Genomic DNA, 19,124 nt, shown 5'->3' with positions numbered 1-19,124 from the left:
GTGGTCCAGACCAGCTTCTCTTGGCCTTCGGCCAATTCACCTTCTCGCGCCCTACAAGCTCGGTGCTCCCAATACCTTTTCCATTCGCCAAATACCCCGCTCACTCCGGGAAATATTTTTGAAACGCGGCTTCCGCCGCTTGGTCGACCTCGCGCACCATGGCTTCGTACCGTTCCAGAAAGGCCCGCCCCTGCTCCGTCAAGGCGGAGCCGCCGCCGTGCGCGCCGCCGGAATGGCGGACGAGCAGCGCGAAGCCCAGCTCCCGCTCGGCCTGCCGCAGCGTTTTCCACGCCTTGGAATAGGCCATGCCCATTTGATCCGCCGCCTGTTGGAGCGACCCGGTCGCCCGCACGCCCTGCATTAGGCGCATCGGGCCGGGGCCAAAGCTCTTGTCCGCGCGGTACAGGCGCAGGGTCAGGCGGTACCGCAGCCCATCCATCAGTCCCTGAAATAGACGGTTTGTGTTTCGCAGTCCATGCCGTCCACGATGGCGAGCGATTCCACGCGCACGCCCCGGTCGCGCAGCTTTTTGCCGCCGCACTGAAAGCCCTTTTCGATCACGATGCCGATGCCCGCGACGTTCGCCCCGGCGGCCTCCGCGATCTGGCACAGGCCCATGGCCGCGCAGCCGTTGGCCAGAAAATCGTCCACGATCAGCACGTTTTCGCCCGGCTGGATGAACCGGCTGGCCACGATGACCTCGTACTGCCGCTTGTGCGTGAAGGATTCGATCGGCGCGGACAGCATTTCGCCGTCCAGATTGATCGACTGCGTTTTCTTGGCAAACACGACCGGCACGCCGAAATACTGCGCGACGATCGCCGCGATGCCGATGCCGGACGCTTCAATGGTCAGGATCTTATCGACCGGCACGCCCTCGAACCGGCGCTTAAATTCCTTGCCCATTTCGTTGAACAGCGCGATATCCATCTGGTGGTTCAGGAAATTATCGACCTTTAGGACGTTTCCCTCTTTGATCACGCCGTCTTTTCTGATCCGCTCTTTCAATAGTTCCATATTACGCTTCCTTGCCCGTTCATAATATCTTTACTTAAAATCATACCATTTTTAACGGGCGCTGTATAGTATTTTTCACGACTTTTCCGCTTTTTGTCGCCGCCCGGGCGCGTCAAAACGGCGGCGCCCGCATGTCGCAGGCGCCGCCGCTTGGTTTTACGCTTTCTTATTCCGCCGTGGCCGCCTTCCAGCAGGCGTGCAGGCGGCTCCAAATCTCGCAATCGCTCAGGGCCGCGCTGTCCCGGCGGATGCGCAGCATGGGCCTATTGGCGTTCGTATAGCTCAGTTCCAGATCGGCCTCGAACGAACCGCCGAACAGGTCGGCAAAGCGCACCTCGGGCGCGACCGCGCCCCGGTAGCCGACAACGCGGATAAACGCCTTTTCCTGATGGCGGGCCAGCGCAAGCAGCTGGCCGATCACCTCGCCGTGGCTGCGGTCGTCCGCGATGGCGACGAACGCCGTGCCCTCGGCGCGCGCGATCAGCCGACAATCCGGCCACCGGTCGCCCATGCGGCGCATGACGGTCTGGCCGAACCGGCCCTCGCCTTCCCCGTCCCACAGGAGCAGGGCCACGCTCATACCTTCGAGCAGGGCCGAGATCGCCTCGCCCATCACTTCCGCCGCGCACGCGCTGTTTTCGCGCGAGGAAAGCACGTACTCCGCTTGGTTCTCCGCGTCGATCGTGCGCCAAAGGCGCCAGCCCTCGCGCGAATCCGTGCGGATCGCGACAGCGGTTTCCTTTTGCAACGCTTGTTTCATATATCACACATTCCTTTGAAGCGACTTTATCACTGTTGTTTGACACGATTATTGTCCATATCGCTTGTTCTTGGGATACATTTTAACATGCGCCCGCGCGGCGTTGCAATGGCGTTTGGCCAGATTTGGTAAGTTTGCCCCGGGTTTTTCAAATGTTTTCCGTATATTGCCGCGTTTTTTGTGCACTAGTTGCAGTTTTCTTCCGGCGCGCGCGGACGGATTTAGTCAGTATTATTTTGCCAGCCGTCGATTTTTGGTGAATTTTGCGCGGTGAAACCGGTTTCACGCAGGCTTAACGTACCACATATAGAAATACCATCATGTAATGGCACACACTGCCCGCGATCACAAAAAGGTGAAACAGTTCGTGAAAGCCCAATATTTCTCCCAGATTGGGCTTTTTCATGATATAAATGACGCCGCCGATCGTGTAGGACACGCCCCCCGCCGCGAGCAGCGCGATGGCGGGCGCGGGCATGGCCAGCACCACGTGGAAATCAAACGCGATCGCCCAGCCGAGCAGCAGATACAGCACCGTGCCGATCAGGCGCGGCGCGTCGATCCAGAGCAGCTTGATCGCGATACCGGCCAGCGCGATGGCCCAGATCGCGCCGATGAACACATAGCTCTGGGGCCGGTCCATATAGCGCAGGATGATGGGGGTGTAGCTGCCCGCGATCAGCACATAGATCATGCTGTGATCGAGCTTTTTCAGGCGCTTGAGCGCGGCGGCCCCCCGCGTCCAGTAATGGTACACGCTGCTGGCCGAGTAAAGCGCGATCAGCGACAGGCAAAAAACGACCGCGGCCGCGGCCATTTGCCCGGTGACGGAATAGTCAAACAGCAGCCGGAGCAGCATGACCAACAGCCCGCCGACCGACAGCACCGCCCCTACGAAATGCGAATAGCTGGAGAACGGCTCCCTTGCTTTTAAAAATGCGCGCGGCATGAAAATCCCTCCCAAGGAACTAATGTGGTTTTTAAAACTACTTCTTATCTTCTATAATACTACTTTCTCAGAAAAATACAAGACCTGATTTGTAAATTCATTATGCCACGCTGTAAAAAAAATACACCCGCGAGTTTCACGGGTGTATGGAAGTTTCAAAAATAGTTCAGCTGGTGATGTTGACCGTCTGCGTTTCCGCGTCCCAATCGACAAGGAAACCGCAAAGGTCGCCAAGGCTGCGCAGCTTATAGAACGAGTTGCCGCCGATATTGAACGCGGCGGTCATGTACGAAATGCCGTCCACAACGGTGGGCTCGGTCACGGAGGATACGGTTTTGCTCTCCGCCGGGAGCACGGCGTTTTCCGAGCCGAGGGGCGTATAGGCCGTGAAGGAGGTCAGTTCGACCCGGCCCGCCGCCGCGTTCCACTGCACGTCGAACCCGGCCGCCGAACCGGCGAGCAGCGCGGCCACGTCGCGCACGCGCACATAGTTGCTGCCGCCGATCATGTACGCGGGCAGGCTGGCGGGCACGCCGTTGACCGATACCTTGCTCAGCGCGGGCACGGCGATTTCGCTCTGCCGCAGCAGCGCGGAAACCGGCTGCTCCATCGTGATGCGGTAGCGCGGCAGGCGGTGCAGGCCGGTGGCGATATTGGCAACGCCGGGGTTGGTCAGCGTGCTCACCGAAACGCCCATTTCGTCCAGCAGCTGCTGCATGTAGCTGTCGTACGCGCCGAAGGGATAGGAAAAATAGTTCACCTTCTGCTGTCCGGTGTGCTGGGTGATCATCGCGATCGCCATGTTGAGGTCCGCGCCCACGCGGGCGTGGTACCCGCTTTGCGATTCGCCGGAAAGGCGCTGTACGCCGTCGATCCCGTTTGGCGAGGAATTGCCCTTATACTGCGGGTTGTGCAGGTTATATGTATGCGAGCCGATCTCGACGATGCCGCTCTGCGCCATTTCATAGATTTCTTCCCACGTCAGGGCGTGCCGGTCCGCCAAGGCGGCATTTTCCGTCTGCATGTTGTACGCGATCACCGCGATGGCGGCCTTCATGCCGGTCTGCTGCAAAACGGGGTAAGCGATGGTGTAGTTGGAGCGGTAGCCGTCGTCGAACGTGATCATGATCGGCTTTTCCGGCATTTCGCGCACGCCGTTTTTGATATCGATCAAATCGGAAGGCAGCAGCGCGGTATAGCCGAATTGCTGCAAATACTCCATATCCATGCGGAAGCGTTCGCCGGTGATGGTCATGCTGTTGGTCTTTGCCGGGTCCTCGGTCAGGTCGTGATACATTAATATAGGCAGTTTGGTATCCGCCGCCTCACAGGTGCCGAACGACACGAGCATCGTACAGCAAATCACCGCGCAGCTGATCAGCTTTAGCCACTTTGCTTTCATTGATTTTCCAGTCCCCTTTTTGAATATGCCGCCCCCTGTGCCGGGGCGGGCCGCGTTTCCATATGCTTACCAGTATACCACGGGAAGGCTTCGATGTCCACCCGCTTGCGCGGAGGGAAACAATCGTTTATAATGAAAAAGAAAACGAGGTGAAGGGTAATGACCGAGCTGAAACAGCTTTTGCACGCCGTCTTTTCCGACCGCGACATCGCGCCGGAGGACGTGCCAAGGCTCGACCTTTATATGGATCAGGTGCTCGCCCTGTTCGACGAGGGGCTTTCCGCGTCGCTGCGCGCGCCGTCGGACAAGCCGCTGACCAAGACCATGGTGCACAACTATTCCAAAGAAGGGCTTTTAACGCCCGTGAAGGGCAAAAAATATTCCCGCCAGCAGATCATGCAGCTGCTTTGCATCTACCATCTCAAGCAAACGCTGCTGCTGAGCGACGTCAAGGCGCTGACCGGCCGGGACGACGTGGATTTTGAAGCCTGCTACGCCCGGCTGCTCCGCAGCAAGGAGGAAATGCGCGAAAAAGCGCCCCCGGCGCTGACCGAATGCCTGCCCGCCGGGCTGGACGACCCGAACGAGCGCCTTGTCGCCTGCCTGACGCTGACCGCGCTTTCCGACTACCTGCGCCGCCTGTGCGAACAGCTCATCGACGGCGCGGACGCATAACAAAAAACGGGAGGAACAAAACCGACATGTCGATCGAAAAAGCAAAGGACTATTTAAAGCGGTTCGGCGCGGCTGGCCGCGCCATTGAATTTCCCACCTCCTCGGCCACGGTGGAGCTTGCGGCCGAGGCCGCGCACTGCGAACCCGCGCGCATTGCCAAAACGCTTTCCTTCCGCGTGGGCGAAGGGTGCGTTTTGATCGTCGCCGCGGGCGACGCCAAGGTGGACAACCCCAAGTACAAGGCCCGGTTCGGCTGCAAGGCCAAGATGCTCGCGGCGGACGAGGTCGAACCCGAGATTGGCCACGGCGTAGGCGGCGTGTGCCCCTTCGGCGTGAACGACGGCGTGGCCGTTTACCTCGACGAGTCGCTCCGCCGGTTCGATACCGTATTCCCCGCGTGCGGCTCCGCCAACTCGGCCATCGAGCTGTCCATCGGTGAGTTAGAGACCTTCTCGGCCAGCGCCGGGTGGATCGACGTGTGCAAGGGCTGGCAGTAAGATGAAGGTTTCGCTCGCCCAATTCGGCGCCTTGCCGGATAAAGCGCTGAACCTTCGCCGCATTTCGGCTTTCGCGGAAGAGGCCGCGAAAAACGGCGCATCCATGCTGTTTTTGCCGGAATACAGCATGTTTTATGCAAAAGTGAACCAGCGTTCTCTATTTCAGCAAGCGGCGGAGCCGCTGGACGGCCCCTTTGCCGCGGCGCTTTCCCGCCTGTGCCGGGCAAACGGCCTATGGCTCGCCTGCGGCCTGTTCGAGGACGCGCCGGACGGCGGCGCGCCCTATAACACGGCGGTGGTTTTGGACGACACCGGCAAGCGGCGCGGGGCCTACCGCAAGCAAAAGCTGTTCGACCGAGGCCCGCAGCCCGAATCCGCCGCGCTGCGCGCGGGCGGGCAGCCGTTCGAGCCGATCGAAACGCCGCCCGGCAGGCTGGGCGTACTCACCTGCTACGAATTGCGCTTCCCCGCCCTCGCGGCGGAGCAGAAGGCGCGCGGTGCGGAGCTGCTCTACGTGCCCGCCGGCTGGATGGCGGGCGCGCACAAGGCTTTGCAATGGCGCACGCTGCTCGCCGCCCGCGCGATCGAAACCGGGCTGCCCACGCTGGGCGTGGACCAATTTGCGCGCGGCCTGTTCACCGGCTGCACCGCGGCGTTCGCGCCCAGCGGCGAACCGCTCGGCGCGCTGACAGAGGGCGAAGCCCTACTCACCATAACGCTATGAAAGAAAGGGACCTCGTTATGCAATTCGACCCCACCCTGTACCTGATCACCGACAGCACCTACCATACGGCGGATTCGCTGCTCGCCACGGTGGACGAAGCCCTTGCGGGCGGCGCAACGCTCGTGCAGCTGCGCGAAAAGGACGCGGGCGGCCGCGCCTATCTGGCGCTTGCCGAGCGCGTCAAGGCCGTGACCGACCGGTACGGCGTTCCCCTGATTATCGACGACCGGGCCGACGTCGCCCTTGCCTGCGACGCGGCGGGCGTGCATGTCGGCGCGGAGGATCTGCCGGTTGAGGCGGTGCGGCGGCTGCTCGGGCCGGACAAGATCGTCGGCGCGACGGCGAAAACCATAGAAGCCGCGGTTTCCGCCTACGCGCAGGGCGCGGATTACCTAGGCACCGGCGCGGTCTACCCGACGACGACGCACGTGACCACCAAGATCACGCCCGTGGAAACGCTGAACGCCATTTGCCGCGCCGTGCCCATTCCGGTCATTGCGATCGGCGGGCTGACGGCGGACAACATGGGCGTGCTCGCAAACAGCCCGATCGCGGGCGTGGCGGTTGTTTCCGCCGTCATGAAGGCCGAGGACCCGCGTCTGGCCGCCGAAACATTGCGCGGCGGCGTGCTGCGTATGCGAAAGGAGGATATGCATGGGTGAACTGTCAAAGCTGCCGAATATCGGCAAGGATACCGAACAGCAGCTGATCGAGGCGGGCGTTCCCGATTACGCCACGCTGGCCGAGCTGGGCGCGAAGGAAGCGTGGCTGCGCTTACAGCAGCGGGACGCTTCCGCGTGCATCAACCGCCTGCTGGGGCTGGAAGGCGCGATCCGCGGCGTTAAGAAGGCCGACCTGCCGCCCGAGACCATGAAGGACCTCCGCGCCTTTTATCAGGCGCACAAATTGTAAAAAAGGCCTGTTGCGTAATAAAAATACTCGGTTGTCATTCTGAACGAAGTGAAGAATCTCACGCGAACGCGCGGAATATGCGTGAGAAATCGCGCGTTCGCGCGAGATTCTTCGTCGCTTTGCTCCTCAGAATGACAAATATTTGAGTATTCTTTATTACGCAACAGGCCTTTTGTTTTTGGTTACGATGTGTGATCCATTTCCAGCGGATAATCGTACACCTCGTGCCCGCTTTGCAGCGCCTCGCCCTCGACGGTGAGCAGCACATTATCCACCCCGCGCGCCTGAATGAACGAGTTGACCAGCGCGTAGACCAGCATGGTCTCGCCCGCCGTGCCGGAAGAGCGCACCGCGTTGCCGTACACCGCGTTCATATCGAGCTTCAGCGTCGTCGCGCCGCCCTCCTTGACGGTCTCGCTGCCAAGCGCTTCGCAGCCCTCGGGCAGGCCGCCCACGGACACCAGCGCGTCCACCAGCGCCTGATCGGAATCGTCCGCCGCTTCCGCGCCGACCGGCGTGAGCACCTCGGACTGTTCATCCGGCACGTAAACGACGACCGAAACGGTTTTGCCCGGCTTGTCGTTCTGCCCCGGCTGCGGCTCGACCGTGCCCGGCCCCGGCTGATCCGGCGGCTGCGGCTGTCCGTCCCCGCGGACGGCAAAGTATATGCCCACGCAAGCCGCGACGGCCACGATAACAGCAAGCACGATGATCCAAGTACGTTTTTTCATAAGAAAACGCCTCCTCTCCTGTTATTCTATTCTACCATATTAGACGGTATCAATACAAGTCCGGTTCCCCTACTTGACTTCGCGCGGCGGCTCGCGTATGATAAAGCCACAGCAAAGCTATGATCGGCCAAACGAGAAGGAGGCAATGTATGAATTACGAAATCAAAGGCGGCGTGTTCCCGGTCGTGGTCTGCCAGCTGGCGGACGGCGAGCAGATGATCACCGAGAAAGGCTCGATGGTCTGGATGACCCCCAACATGGCGATGGAGACCCGAGGCGGCGGCCTTGGCAAAATGTTTTCCAAGGCGTTTTCGGGTGAAAGCATGTTCCAGAACATATACACCGCGAAAGGCGCGGGCATGATCGCGTTCGGTTCCAGCTTTCCCGGCAAGATCCTGCCGCTTACCATCACGCCCGGTCACGATATGATCTTGCAGAAAAACGCCTTTCTCGCTTCCGAAACCAGCGTGGAGCTTTCCATCCATTTCAATAAAAAGATGGGCGCGGGCTTCTTCGGCGGCGAAGGCTTCATCATGCAGCGCCTTTCCGGCTCGGGCACGGCCTTTGCCGAGATCGACGGCGAGCTGGTCGAATATGAGCTGGCCGCCGGCCAGCAGCTCGTGGTGGACACCGGCAACGTGGCGGGCTTTGAAAACGGCGTGTCGATCGATATCCAGCAGGTGCCGGGCCTGAAAAACAAGCTGCTCGGCGGCGAAGGGCTGTTCAACACCGTGCTGACCGGCCCGGGCAAGGTCTGGCTGCAAACCATGCCGATCTCCGGCGTGGCCGCCGCCATCCGCCCGTTCATCCCGACGGGCAACGGCTAACGCCGCGCCCTATTGACCCTTCCATCAAACACAGGAGCGGCGCGCGCCGCTCCTGTGTTTTTTTACTATGCGCGGGGACGCAATACCGGATGTCTGAAATGCTGTGAACGGCGGCTTCGCGCGCGGCCGCGTGAGGTCACGCGGCCCTACACCCGCGGCCGCGCCTATCGCATTTGTCCTACGCATCCCCGCGCGCCGGGGCGACGGTCAGGCCGAGCACCTTGGCGATCTGCGCGCCCGGGTTCTGGGTCGCGTGCGGCACGGCGCCCGGCACGCGGCGCGCTTCGCCCGCGCGGATCGTGATCGTTTCGCCGCCGCACCGCACGGCCAGTTCGCCCTCGATCACATAAAACAAATGATCGGTTTCGTGGGTATGCGCGGGCTCCGGCCCGCCGCCGCCCGGCTCGATATAGGCGACCGAGCCGTCCAGCAGCAGCCCCTGCTCGCCGAACAGGCGCGCCGCGTGGAAGCCGAAGTGGTTCGGCGGGGTCACAAATTTCTGTTCCATCTCAGTTCGCCTCGCGGACGGCGGCCTTCATTTCGCGCACATACCGCGCGACGGGTTCCACACAGTCCGCCCCGTACCGCGCGCACAGCTTCACGATCGCCGAGCCGACGATCGCGCCGTCCGACTGGGCGGCCATTTTTTTTGCCTGCGCCGGGGTGGAAATGCCAAAGCCGACCGCGCAGGGAATGTCCTTTTCCTCCTTGACCAGCCGCACCATCGCGCCGATGTCGGTCGTGATGGCCGCGCGCTCGCCGGTCACGCCCAACGAGGAAACGCAGTAGACAAAGCCGTCGGCCTCTCTTGCGATGCGGCGCGCGCGCTCGCGCGAGGTCGGCGCGATCAGCGAGACCAGATCAAGGCCATATCTCTTGCACAGCGGGCTAAACTCCTCCTTTTCCTCAAAGGGCAGGTCGGGCAGGATCAGGCCGTCCATGCCGATCTCGGCGGCGGTGCGGATGAACCGCTCCGCGCCATAGGAGAAAACAACGTTCGCATAGGTCATGAACACCATCGGCGTTTCTATCTTTTGACGGATGCGGCGCGCCATGTCGAAAATCTTATCCGTCGTCGCGCCGCGCGCGAGCGCCCGCACGTTCGCCGCCTGAATGACCGGGCCTTCCGCCGTGGGATCGGAAAACGGGATGCCCAGCTCGATCAGATCGGCCCCCGCCTCCGCCATGGCGTATACGAGCCGCTCGGTCGTTTCAAGCGACGGATCGCCGCAGGTGACAAAGGGAATGAACGCCTTGCCGTTTGCAAAGGCGGCTTTTATGTTACTCATGCAGATCCTCCCCGCGATACCGCGCGATCGCGGCCACGTCCTTGTCGCCGCGGCCGGACAGGTTGATAACAATGATTTGTTCGCGGCCCATCGTGGGCGCGAGCTTCATCGCGTGCGCGACCGCGTGCGCCGATTCGATGGCCGGTATGACGCCCTCCGTGCGGGACAGGTACTCGAACGCGTCAACCGCTTCGTCGTCCGTCACGGCGACGTACTCAGCGCGGCCGGTATCGTGCAAATGCGCGTGCTCCGGGCCAATGCCCGGATAGTCCAGCCCCGCCGAAATGGAGTAGACCGGCGCGATCTGGCCGTACCCGTCCTGACAGAAATAGCTTTTCATGCCGTGGAAAATGCCGAGCCGCCCGGTCGCGATGGTCGCGGCGGTCTCGGCGGTGCTCACCCCGCGTCCGGCCGCTTCGCAGCCGATCAGGCGCACGTTCTTATCCCCGATAAAGTGATAAAACGCGCCGATCGCGTTCGAGCCGCCGCCCACGCAGGCCAGCACCGCGTCCGGCAGGCGGCCTTCCCGCTCCATGCACTGCTCGCGGATTTCCTTGGAGATAACGGCCTGAAAATCGCGGACAGTGGTCGGAAAGGGGTGCGGCCCCATGCAGGAGCCGAGCACATAATGCGTATCCTCGATGCGCGAGGTCCACTCGCGCATGGTTTCGGACACCGCGTCCTTTAAGGTGGCCGTTCCCGCGTCCACCGGGTGCACCGCGGCTCCCAGCAGCCGCATACGGTACACGTTCAGCGCCTGCCGCTCGGTGTCCTCGCGGCCCATGAACACCTCGCACTCCAGCCCCATCAGCGCGGCGGCGGTGGCGGTGGCCACGCCGTGCTGGCCCGCGCCGGTCTCCGCGATCACGCGGGTCTTGCCCATCTTTTTAGCGAGCAGCACCTGCCCCAGCACGTTGTTGATCTTGTGCGCGCCCGTGTGGTTCAAATCCTCGCGCTTTAAATATATCTTCGCGCCGCCGAGCTTTTCCGTCATATGCGCGGCGTAATACAGGCGCGAGGGGCGGCCCGCGTAGTTGTTCAAAAGATCTGTCAGCTCCCGGTTAAAGTCCGGGTCGTTTTTATAACGGTCATACGCCTGTTCCAGCTCGATGACCGCGTTCATCAGCGTTTCGGGGATATACTGTCCGCCGTGCACGCCGAAGCGTCCTTTACTCATGGTCTTACTCTCCTTACTCGTTCCGCGACGGCGCGCATTTTCGCGGGGTCCTTCACGCCGTTTGTTTCAATGCCGCTCGATAGGTCGAGCGCGTACGCGCCCGTTCGCAGCGCCTGTTCCAAATTCTCCGGCCGCAGCCCGCCCGCGAGAAAATAGGGCTTCGGGATATCGCCGATCAGCGACCAATCGAACGCTTTGCCGCTGCCCCCGTAGGCGTGGCCCACATAAGTATCGAGCAGCAGGTAATCGACCGGCAGCGCAAGCGCCCTTTCGATATCCGCGCGCGTTTTCACGCGCACCGCCTTGATGAGCGGCACGTCGGTCAAACGGCGCAGGCGCTCGATCACGCGCGCGTCCTCGTCGCCGTGCAGCTGGGCAAGCGCTATGATCCCCTCGCCCGCGAGCGCGGCAATGTGTTCCGGCGTGTCGTTTACAAACACGCCCACCGCCTTTATCGCCGGGTCCAGCCGCGCTTTTAAACGCGCCGCGTCCAAATCGGACACGCGGCGGCGGCTTTCCGCGAACACAAAGCCGATATAATCCGGCCCGGTCTCGTTCGCCGCCTCAATATCGGCCTCGCGCGTCAGGCCGCAGAATTTCAGCTTCATCGCACCGCCTCTTTCAGGCCTTTCAGCGCGCCCTCCTTATCGAGCGCGCGCATCAGGTATTCGCCCACGAGCAGCGCGTCCGCCCCGGCCCGGCGCAGCGCCGCCGCGTCCTCGGGCGAGGCCACGCCGCTTTCCGCCACGAACACCGTGCCCGCCGGGGCCATGCCGCGCAGCCGGGCCGCGTTGGTCAGGTCGACCGAAAAATCCTTTAAATTGCGGTTGTTCACGCCGATCACCCGCGCGCCCGCCCGCACGGCGGAGGATAGCTCCCCCTCGTCGTGCGCTTCGACCAGCGCGGAAAGGCCCAGTCCGTCGCACACGGCGAGATAGCGCCGCAGCGTTTCGGTATCTAGCAGCGCGCAAATGAGCAGCACCGCGTCCGCGCCCATGCACTTGGCTTCGTAGATCTGGTATTCATCGACCGTAAAATCCTTGCGCAGCAGCGGCAGGTCGACCGCCAAGCGGATCGCGCGGAAAATATCGTTCGAGCCCAAAAACCATTTGGGCTCGGTCAGCACGGAAACGCAGTCCGCGCCCGCGTCCTCGTACAGCATGGCGGTGGCCAGATAGTCGAACTGCTCGTCGATCACGCCCTTAGAGGGCGAGGCCTTCTTGACCTCGCAGATAAAGGAAGCGTTCTTCCCGGCAAGCGCCTTTTCAAAGCGGAAATCACCCTTCGGCAGGGCCTTCGCTTTGGCCATGATCTCCGCAAGAGATACCGCTTTCTTCGCTTCGGCCACGCGCTCCTGCGCGTGGCGCGCCAGTTCGTCTAAGATCACGCGGACACCTCCTGCGTCGCCCGAATGAATTGTTCGAGCTTTTGGTACGCCTTGCCGCTGTCAATCAGCTCGGCGGCCCGCGCGATCCCGTCGGTCAGCTCGTAGCCGTCGATGCCGAGGTACAGGGCGATGCCCGCGTTGAGCAATATTTCCTCCCGCTTGGCGCCCCGCTCCTTGCCGGAAAGAACGTTTCGCGTGATAACCGCGTTTTCCGCGGGCAGGCCGCCGCGCAGATCGTCCACCGTGCAGTTTTGAAGGCCCAGATCGCCGGGCCGGAACGAATACGGCGAAAGCTTGCCGAAGCGAATTTCGCACACGTGGTTCTCGCCCAAAAGGCTCGCCTCGTCCATACCGCCGCCGCATACGACCATGCCGCGCGTCACGCCCAGATTGGAAAGCACCTGCGCCATCGGCAATACAAGCTTTTCATCGTACACGCCGAGCAGCTGCATGGTCGCGCGCGCCGGGTTGGACAGCGGTCCGAGCACGTTGAAGAGCGTGCGCTCGCGCATGCCCTTGCGCACCGGGGCGACGTTTTTCATCGATTTGTGGTAGCCCTGCGCGAACAGAAAGCAGATGCCGGTCTCCGCGAGCACCCGCTCGTTCTGCGCCGGGCTGAGATCGAGCGCCACGCCCAGCGTTTCCAGCACGTCCGCCGCGCCCGACTTGGACGAAACCGAGCGGTTGCCGTGCTTGGCGATTGGCACGCCGCCCGCCGCCGCGACAAAGGCCGCCGTGGTCGAGATATTGAACGAGCCGACCTCGTCCCCGCCGGTGCCGACGATATCCATCACCGCGCCCTTCGGCTCGATGTGCGCGCCCTTTTCTCGCATGACCTCGGCGCAGGCCGTGATCTCGGTGATCGTTTCGCCCTTCATGCGCAGGGCGGTCAGCAGGGTCGCCATCTCGATTTCGGTGGCGGTGCCCTCCATCATTTGTTCCATGGCCGCGCGGGCCGTCGCATAATCCAGATCGTGGCCGTTGATGGCCTCGTGTATCGCTTGCTGCATCATCACTGTATTGCCTCCTCAACTGACATGGTAAGAAAGTTTCTCATAATCGTATCGCCTAACGGCGTCAAAATCGATTCCGGGTGAAACTGCACGCCGTAAACCGGCTGTTCGCGGTGACGAACGGCCATGATCTCGCCGTTCGCATCGCGCGCCAAAACGGTAAGGACTTCCGGCATGCTTTCCGGCTTTGCCACCAGCGAGTGATAGCGCGCCACCTCGAGCCCGCGCGGCAGGCCGTGGAAAAGCGGGTCCGCCGCGTCGACCTCGATCGTGCTTTTTTTGCCGTGCATCAGCTGCTTCGCGTGCACAATCTCCGCGCCGAACACTTCGCAAATGGCCTGATGGCCAAGGCACACGCCCAAGATCGGGATGCGGCCGCCAAGCTTTTGCACCACCCGCTCGCACACGCCCGCGTCCTTCGGGTAGCCCGGGCCGGGCGAAAGCAGAATGTGCGAGGGGTTCATCTCCTCGATCTCCTCCTCCGTCACCGCGTCGTTTCGCACCACGCGGATATCCGGCTTAATCGCCGCCGCCTGCTGGTACAGGTTATAGGAAAAGGAATCGTAATTATCGATCAGCAGTATCATCCGTCGTCCACCTCCGATGCGCGCTCCAGCGCGTCCATCACCGCGCGCGCCTTGTTCGCGCTTTCCTGATATTCGCTTGCGGGCACGGAATCCGCGACGATGCCGCCGCCCGCCTGCACCGTAACCGTGCCGTTCTTTTTGGCCGCCATGCGAATGGCGATGCAGGTATCCATATTGCCCGTGAAATCCAGATAGCCCAGCGCGCCGCCGTACACGCCGCGCGGCACGGGCTCCAATTCCTCAATGATCTCGCACGCCCGGATCTTGGGCGCGCCGGACAGCGTGCCCGCGGGCAGCACCGCCTCGATGGCCGAAAGCGCGTCGCGGTCCGCGCGGATGTCGCCCTCCACCTGCGAGCAGATGTGCATGATCTTGGAGTAACGGTGCACCATCATGTACTCGGTCACATCGACCGTGCCGACCTTTGATACGCGGCCCAGATCGTTCCGCCCCAGATCGACCAGCATGTTGTGCTCGGAAAGCTCCTTTTCATCGCGAAGCAGCTCGGCTTCGAGCGCCTTGTCCTCGGCTTCCGTCGCGCCGCGCGGGCGGGAGCCCGCCACGGGGAAGGTCGTCAGCCGTCCGTCCTGCAAGCGCACCAGCGTTTCGGGCGAGGAGCACATGATCTCATCCCCATCGATCGAAAGGAACACCATATAGGGCGAAGGGTTGGTCGTGCGCAGCACGCGGTAGGCGGAAAGCAGGCTGCCCGCGTACGGGGCCGTGAATTGCCGCGACTGCACGGCCTGAAAAATGTCGCCGTCAAAGATATGCTCGCGCGTCCGGTTTACGATCTCCCCGTACGCTTCCTCGGTTAGGTTGCAGGTGAACCGCGGCTTTTCCGCCGCGCGCGCCGCGGGCAGCGGCGTTTGGTCGCCCACCAGCGCGGCCATGCTTTCCAGCTCGGCGCAGGCCTTGCCGTAGTTTTCCAGCACGTTGTCGGTCTTCATGTTGGCGATCAGCACGATCTTCTGCTTCAAATGGTCGTACGCGATCACCTTGTCGAACAGCAGCAGATCGAAATCGTCCCAATCGCCGCGCCCCACCGTAAGCGTCGGTTCGGCGTAGCCGATCATCGCGTAGGCGAAGTAGCCGACGAAGCCGCCCGTGAACGGGGGCAGGCCCTCGATCCGGGGCGAACGGTACTGATCCAGCGTTTCGCGCAGCACATCCAGCGGTTTATCCGTCTCCACCGTGCGGTTTTGCGCGCCTTCCAGCGTGACCACGCCGCTTTTGCAACGGGCGCGCAGCACCGGGTCGTAGCCCAGAAAGGAGTAACGCGCCCATTTTTCGCCGCCCTCCACGCTTTCAAGCAGGAAAAACCGGTTTGATTTTTGTTGCAGCCGCCGCAAAAGGGCGATCGGCGTCGCAACGTCGGCGTAAACCTCGCGCGAGACCGGAATGGTCGTATACTCCTTTGCCAGCGCTAAAATCGCGTCTGCGTTTGGCGTTATCATGCGTTATCCCTCCAAAAATGGCAATAAAAAAAAGCCTTCGTCCTCATGGTGCAAAATTGCATCATGGGACAAAAGCCGAAACTTCTGCGGTACCACCCAAATTGACGTTATAAAAAACGCCCGCTCTACAGACGCGCCGACACGCGCCCTCCCATGGTAACGGCGGGAACCCCGTCAGCGCCTACTCCCCGAAGAAACAACGGGTTTGGGGCTGCCCTCACAGGTCCATTCGGAACGTCCTTCACGGCTGCCCTCGCACCAAACGGGCGGCTCTCTGAAACGCGCGGTTTCGTTCTTACTTACTCCTGCTCTGCGGTTTTGCTTTGTTCTGTTTCACAGTATATGCCCGGCGTGATAATTTGTCAAGCGCAAATTTGATATTTTTTTGCAGCGGGTCCCTCGCGCCGCCGCCGGGCCCCGCGCCGCGCCCGCCTTCATTCGTCCTGCTGCTTGCCCTTTTTGCGGCGGCGCACGGCCTCCGTCAGCAGAAATTCGATCTGCCCGTTGACCGAGCGGAACTCATCCTCGGCCCAACGGGCGATCTCGTCGTACAGCGAGGCGGAAAGCCGCAGCGGCACCTGTTTTTTTGCTTTTTCCTTGTCCGCCACGGCGTTCCACCCCTTTCTTTAAAACCTGCTTCTATTTTAATAGATACTGCCCGAATTGACAATAGGCTGGGCTTCCTTATTGGCGCACAGCACCACCATCAGGTTGGATACCATTTGCGCGCGGCGTTCGTCGTCCAGCTCGCAAACCTCTTTTTCGGAAAGCTGGCCCAGCGCCATTTCGACCATGCCGACCGCGCCCTCGACGATCATCTTGCGCGCGTCAATCACGGCGCTCGCCTGCTGGCGCTGCAGCATGGCGGCGGCGATCTCGGGCGCGTAAGCCAAGGTGGTGATGCGCGCTTCCTCGATGCGCAGGCCCGCGCAGTCCACGCGCTTTTGAATTTCCTCGGCCAGCACGGCGGCGATCTCCTGCGCCGAACCGCGCAGGCTCTTTTCATCGCCCGATTCGGAAACGTCGTACGGATACAGGCGCACGGTGTTGCGCAGCGCCGCGTCGCACTGAATGGAAAGGAACTCGCGGTAATTATCCACCGCGAACACCGCCTTGGCCGTGTCCTCGATGCGCCAAATGACCGCAATGCCGATGATGATCGGGTTGCCGAGCAGATCGTTGATCTTCTGCTTATCGTTATTGAGCGTCATGGTCTTGAGCGACAGGCGCTTGCCGCGCTGCGCGCTCGTGCCGAGCTTGCCGGTCGTGGTGGTTTTGCCGCCGCGCGAGGCCGCCTCCGCTACTTCCTCCGCCGCCGCGGCCAAAGCGGATTCCGCCGCCGGGTTGACCGCCGAGCAGAACGGATTGACAAAGAAGATGCCTTCGCCCTTGAGCGTGCCGATGTACTTGCCGAACAGGGTGAGCACCAGCGCTTCGTTCGGCTTTAAAACCTTCACGCCCGCGAAGATCAGCCAGCACGGCAGGCACCAGTACAGAATGCATACCACCAGAAGCACAACGCCCCACGCGACCAGACCCTTCGACCCGCCGCCGACCAAAAAACCGCCCCATACCATGCCGCCGACCGTAACGATCATCAGCAAAATATTGAGAAACAGCACGGCAAGACCGTTCGGCGCTTTCAGGAGCTTTTCCTCGTACCGCCCATCATGTTGTACCATTGTTTATCCCTCGTTTCTAATATCATTTTGATATCACTATAATATTCCTATGATGGCCCGTTGTCAATAGGGAAAAAACAAATATTTGCGCGCGCACAAATTTACGCCGAACTGGACATACTTTTAAAAAAGTAAGGAGATGATCCGCCATGGATATCACATTCAAGGGAAAACCCGTCGCGCTTACCGGCAAGCCGCTTCGCGTGGGCGACGCCATGCCCGATTTTGCGCTGACCGATTCGTCGCTCGCCACCGTGCGCGGCGCCGCGCTTGCGGGCGTGCGCGTTTTTCTGACCGTTCCCTCGCTCGATACCGACGTGTGCGACGCGGAGGTGCGCCGCTTTAACGAGGAGGCCGCCGCGCTGCCCGGCGTTTCGGTTTTCGCGGTGAGCATGGACCTGCCCTTTGCCGCCGCGCGCTGGTGCGGCGCGGCGGGCGTGAAAAACGTGCGCGTGCTGTCCGATTATAAGGACCATAGCTTTGGCCGCGCCACCGGCACCCGGCTGGAGGAGCTGGGCCTGCTGACCCGCGCGGTCTTTATCGTCAACCAATCGGGCCAAATCGCTTACGCGGAGTATGTGCCCGAGGTGGCCGACCACCCGGATTATGCCGCCGCGATCGGCTGCCTGAAAACGCAGTTCGTTTAACGGAAAACCGCTTGCGCGCGCCGCGCAAAGCCCGTATAATAAAGCTATCCATAATTGCCGCCGAAAGAAGGGATACGCTTTGAAAATCGTCGATACCGGCGTGCTGGGAACCTCCTTTATGGATTTTTCCATTCCATCGGACTTTGCCAAAAGCGCGTTGTACTATTGCCCGCAGTTCGGCCACTTTTACTGCACCGACGGGTACAACATCGCGCGCGAGCACCTTGAGCTGTTCCTGCTGGTGTATATGTGCGGCGGCTCGCTCCATTTGGAGGCCGAAGGGCGGCGCGACGCCGCCTCCGCGGGCGAGATCGTACTGCTGGACTGCCGCCGCCCGCACCGCTACTACTGCTCGGAGGGGGCGGAATTTCTTTGGCTGCACTTTTACGGGAACGCGAGCGCGCCCTACACCCGCTACCTGATCGAGCAGAGCGGCATCGTCTTTTCCGGCGAGCGCATCCCCGCGCTGCGCCAGAGCTTCGAGACCGTGATCGCCGCCGCCCAGTCCACCCCGACGGACGAGCACCAGATCTCGCTGAACCTGCACCGCATATTGAGCAAGCTCGCCGCGCCGGAGGAGCACGCCGTCGCCATGTCGGCGCTGCTTTACCCCGCCATCCGCCATATCGACGAACACTTTGCGGAGCCGGTGGAGCTGAGCGAGCTTTCGGCCCTGTGCCGCCTGAGCACCTCGCACTTTATCCGCTGCTTCCGCAAGTACGCGGGCTGCACGCCGCACGAATACCTGCTATCCTACCGCCTGAAACAGGCCAAGCAGCTTTTGGTGGCGCAGCCGCTTTCCATCGAGCAGATCGCGGAGCAATGCGGCTTTAACAGCGCTTCGCACTTTGCCCGCGCCTTCCGCAAAAGCAACGGCATGACGCCCTCCGAATTTCGGCGGGTGCAGTTTTAACGCGGTGTGCATGATTTGGGCTTCCCCCGACGAGGGCATATGCGTCAACTTAAGCAATGCGCGGGGGCAAAGACCGTTTTCTGGCCTTCCCCCCACGAGGGGAAGGTGGCGCGCGCCGTAGGCGCGTGACGAATGGGGGGCGTAAGGGCGTGCGTTCATGATGTGCGTGGCCCAGCGCTTCGCTATTCATAGTGCGCCGCCCGGCGCAGGGGCAAAAGGGAGAGGACACCTAACGGTTTCCTCGCCCTCTTGACTTCCACGCTTTCCCTTGCCCCTGACTTGGACAGCGTTTGCCGCCCTGTTGTTTTGCGTATAAGTTGCGGCGTGCAATTTCGGGTGCCTAGGGATTCAGTGGACGGGTTACTCCGCTCGGCCGAACCGGCCTGTTTTGCGCGCCCACACACCCGGGTGCTTCGCGCTCGGCGGGCTGCGGTCAGCCCGCCCTACTGCCTCGGTGCGTGATCGCTCATTTACGACA

General features: G+C 61.8%; 24 protein-coding genes and 1 other annotated feature. Of the genes, 8 read left to right on the top strand and 16 right to left on the bottom strand.

All coding sequences use genetic code 11. The features are described 5' to 3' along the window. Positions 1-100: 100 nt before the first annotated feature. The 5 genes from NE562_RS03690 to NE562_RS03670 form a co-directional block, all read right to left on the bottom strand. On the bottom strand, positions 101-439 hold the full coding sequence (locus NE562_RS03690) for a winged helix-turn-helix domain-containing protein (RefSeq protein ID WP_280961042.1): 339 nt from the start codon (positions 437-439) through the stop codon (positions 101-103). Beyond that, positions 439-1,017 (bottom strand): xanthine phosphoribosyltransferase, encoded by a 579-nt coding sequence (locus NE562_RS03685; RefSeq protein ID WP_280961041.1) that lies wholly within the window; start codon positions 1,015-1,017, stop codon positions 439-441. The genes NE562_RS03690 and NE562_RS03685 overlap by 1 nt, the downstream gene beginning before the upstream one ends. A 166-nt stretch (positions 1,018-1,183) precedes the next feature. Further along, the gene (locus NE562_RS03680; protein ID WP_280961040.1) at positions 1,184-1,777 is read right to left on the bottom strand and encodes a hypothetical protein; all 594 of its coding nucleotides are present in this window, start codon (positions 1,775-1,777) and stop codon (positions 1,184-1,186) included. 292 nt (positions 1,778-2,069) lie between these two features. Then, the gene (trhA, locus tag NE562_RS03675; RefSeq protein WP_280961039.1) at positions 2,070-2,726 is read right to left on the bottom strand and encodes a PAQR family membrane homeostasis protein TrhA; all 657 of its coding nucleotides are present in this window, start codon (positions 2,724-2,726) and stop codon (positions 2,070-2,072) included. A 166-nt stretch (positions 2,727-2,892) separates the two neighbouring features. After that, entirely contained in the window at positions 2,893-4,128 is a 1,236-nt protein-coding gene (locus NE562_RS03670; RefSeq protein ID WP_280961038.1) for a polysaccharide deacetylase family protein, read from the bottom strand. A gap of 159 nt (positions 4,129-4,287) precedes the next feature. Here NE562_RS03670 and NE562_RS03665 point away from each other — a divergent pair, with 159 nt between their 5' ends. From NE562_RS03665 to NE562_RS03645, 5 genes are read left to right on the top strand one after another with little or no spacing between them, the layout of a single operon-like run. Further along, entirely contained in the window at positions 4,288-4,803 is a 516-nt protein-coding gene (locus NE562_RS03665; protein ID WP_280961037.1) for a DUF1836 domain-containing protein, read from the top strand. Positions 4,804-4,829: 26 nt separating this feature from the next. Next, on the top strand, positions 4,830-5,300 hold the full coding sequence (locus tag NE562_RS03660; RefSeq protein WP_280961036.1) for a YbaK/EbsC family protein: 471 nt from the start codon (positions 4,830-4,832) through the stop codon (positions 5,298-5,300). Between the two features lies 1 nt (position 5,301). Then, on the top strand, positions 5,302-6,024 hold the full coding sequence (locus NE562_RS03655; RefSeq protein ID WP_280961035.1) for a nitrilase-related carbon-nitrogen hydrolase: 723 nt from the start codon (positions 5,302-5,304) through the stop codon (positions 6,022-6,024). After that, on the top strand, positions 6,021-6,686 hold the full coding sequence (gene thiE / locus NE562_RS03650) for a thiamine phosphate synthase (protein ID WP_280961034.1): 666 nt from the start codon (positions 6,021-6,023) through the stop codon (positions 6,684-6,686). The genes NE562_RS03655 and thiE overlap by 4 nt, the downstream gene beginning before the upstream one ends. After that, positions 6,679-6,936 carry a TfoX/Sxy family protein gene (locus NE562_RS03645; RefSeq protein ID WP_280961033.1) on the top strand — a complete coding sequence of 86 codons (258 nt, stop codon included), beginning with the start codon at positions 6,679-6,681 and terminating at the stop codon, positions 6,934-6,936. The genes thiE and NE562_RS03645 overlap by 8 nt, the downstream gene beginning before the upstream one ends. Positions 6,937-7,118: 182 nt before the next feature. Here NE562_RS03645 and NE562_RS03640 read toward each other — a convergent pair whose 3' ends face one another. Continuing rightward, positions 7,119-7,667, bottom strand: a complete 549-nt coding sequence (locus NE562_RS03640; protein WP_280961032.1) for a GerMN domain-containing protein — start codon at positions 7,665-7,667, stop codon at positions 7,119-7,121. 149 nt (positions 7,668-7,816) lie between these two features. On the opposite strand from NE562_RS03640, the gene NE562_RS03635 reads away from it, so the two are divergent. Then, positions 7,817-8,494: a TIGR00266 family protein gene (locus tag NE562_RS03635; protein ID WP_280961031.1), complete on the top strand. Its 678-nt coding sequence runs from the start codon at positions 7,817-7,819 to the stop codon at positions 8,492-8,494. 178 nt (positions 8,495-8,672) lie between these two features. Here the strand turns inward: NE562_RS03635 and NE562_RS03630 are convergent, their stop codons facing one another. The 10 genes from NE562_RS03630 to NE562_RS03585 form a co-directional block, all read right to left on the bottom strand. Then, on the bottom strand, positions 8,673-9,002 hold the full coding sequence (locus NE562_RS03630) for a cupin domain-containing protein (protein WP_280961030.1): 330 nt from the start codon (positions 9,000-9,002) through the stop codon (positions 8,673-8,675). A 1-nt stretch (position 9,003) separates the two neighbouring features. Then, positions 9,004-9,783, bottom strand: coding sequence for a tryptophan synthase subunit alpha (gene trpA / locus NE562_RS03625; RefSeq protein WP_280961029.1), 780 nt, complete (start codon positions 9,781-9,783; stop codon positions 9,004-9,006). Beyond that, complete coding sequence (trpB, locus tag NE562_RS03620; protein ID WP_280961028.1) at positions 9,776-10,960, bottom strand: tryptophan synthase subunit beta; 1,185 nt, start codon at positions 10,958-10,960, stop codon at positions 9,776-9,778. The genes trpA and trpB overlap by 8 nt, the downstream gene beginning before the upstream one ends. After that, positions 10,957-11,568, bottom strand: a complete 612-nt coding sequence (locus NE562_RS03615) for a phosphoribosylanthranilate isomerase (protein WP_280961027.1) — start codon at positions 11,566-11,568, stop codon at positions 10,957-10,959. The genes trpB and NE562_RS03615 overlap by 4 nt, the downstream gene beginning before the upstream one ends. Beyond that, positions 11,565-12,347, bottom strand: a complete 783-nt coding sequence (gene trpC / locus NE562_RS03610; protein ID WP_280961026.1) for an indole-3-glycerol phosphate synthase TrpC — start codon at positions 12,345-12,347, stop codon at positions 11,565-11,567. Before trpC ends, NE562_RS03615 begins: the two co-directional genes overlap by 4 nt. Further along, complete coding sequence (gene trpD / locus NE562_RS03605; RefSeq protein WP_280961052.1) at positions 12,344-13,360, bottom strand: anthranilate phosphoribosyltransferase; 1,017 nt, start codon at positions 13,358-13,360, stop codon at positions 12,344-12,346. The genes trpC and trpD overlap by 4 nt, the downstream gene beginning before the upstream one ends. Then, positions 13,360-13,947 (bottom strand): anthranilate synthase component II, encoded by a 588-nt coding sequence (locus NE562_RS03600; RefSeq protein WP_280961025.1) that lies wholly within the window; start codon positions 13,945-13,947, stop codon positions 13,360-13,362. The genes trpD and NE562_RS03600 overlap by 1 nt, the downstream gene beginning before the upstream one ends. Next, positions 13,944-15,404 carry an anthranilate synthase component I family protein gene (locus NE562_RS03595; RefSeq protein ID WP_280961024.1) on the bottom strand — a complete coding sequence of 487 codons (1,461 nt, stop codon included), beginning with the start codon at positions 15,402-15,404 and terminating at the stop codon, positions 13,944-13,946. The genes NE562_RS03600 and NE562_RS03595 overlap by 4 nt, the downstream gene beginning before the upstream one ends. Positions 15,405-15,465: 61 nt before the next feature. Then, positions 15,466-15,726, bottom strand: a binding site (T-box leader). 112 nt (positions 15,727-15,838) lie between these two features. Continuing rightward, positions 15,839-16,012, bottom strand: coding sequence for a TA system antitoxin ParD family protein (locus NE562_RS03590; protein ID WP_280961023.1), 174 nt, complete (start codon positions 16,010-16,012; stop codon positions 15,839-15,841). Between the two features lie 36 nt (positions 16,013-16,048). Beyond that, positions 16,049-17,086, bottom strand: coding sequence for an SPFH domain-containing protein (locus NE562_RS03585; protein ID WP_280961022.1), 1,038 nt, complete (start codon positions 17,084-17,086; stop codon positions 16,049-16,051). Between the two features lie 149 nt (positions 17,087-17,235). Between NE562_RS03585 and tpx the strand changes: the two genes are divergently transcribed. Together tpx and NE562_RS03575 are read left to right on the top strand one after the other, a co-directional pair. Continuing rightward, a complete protein-coding gene (tpx, locus tag NE562_RS03580; protein WP_280961021.1) occupies positions 17,236-17,733 on the top strand; it encodes a thiol peroxidase in 498 nt (165 codons plus the stop codon). Positions 17,734-17,812: 79 nt separating this feature from the next. Then, positions 17,813-18,646 (top strand): AraC family transcriptional regulator, encoded by an 834-nt coding sequence (locus NE562_RS03575; protein WP_280961020.1) that lies wholly within the window; start codon positions 17,813-17,815, stop codon positions 18,644-18,646. Positions 18,647-19,124 lie beyond the last annotated feature (478 nt).

It is taken from the genome of Butyricicoccus faecihominis, assembly GCF_024462775.1.
Lineage (GTDB): Bacteria > Bacillota > Clostridia > Oscillospirales > Butyricicoccaceae > Agathobaculum > Agathobaculum faecihominis_A.
The sequence above is the reverse complement of the archived record's forward strand: the minus strand, read 5'-3'. Positions and strand labels throughout refer to the sequence as shown.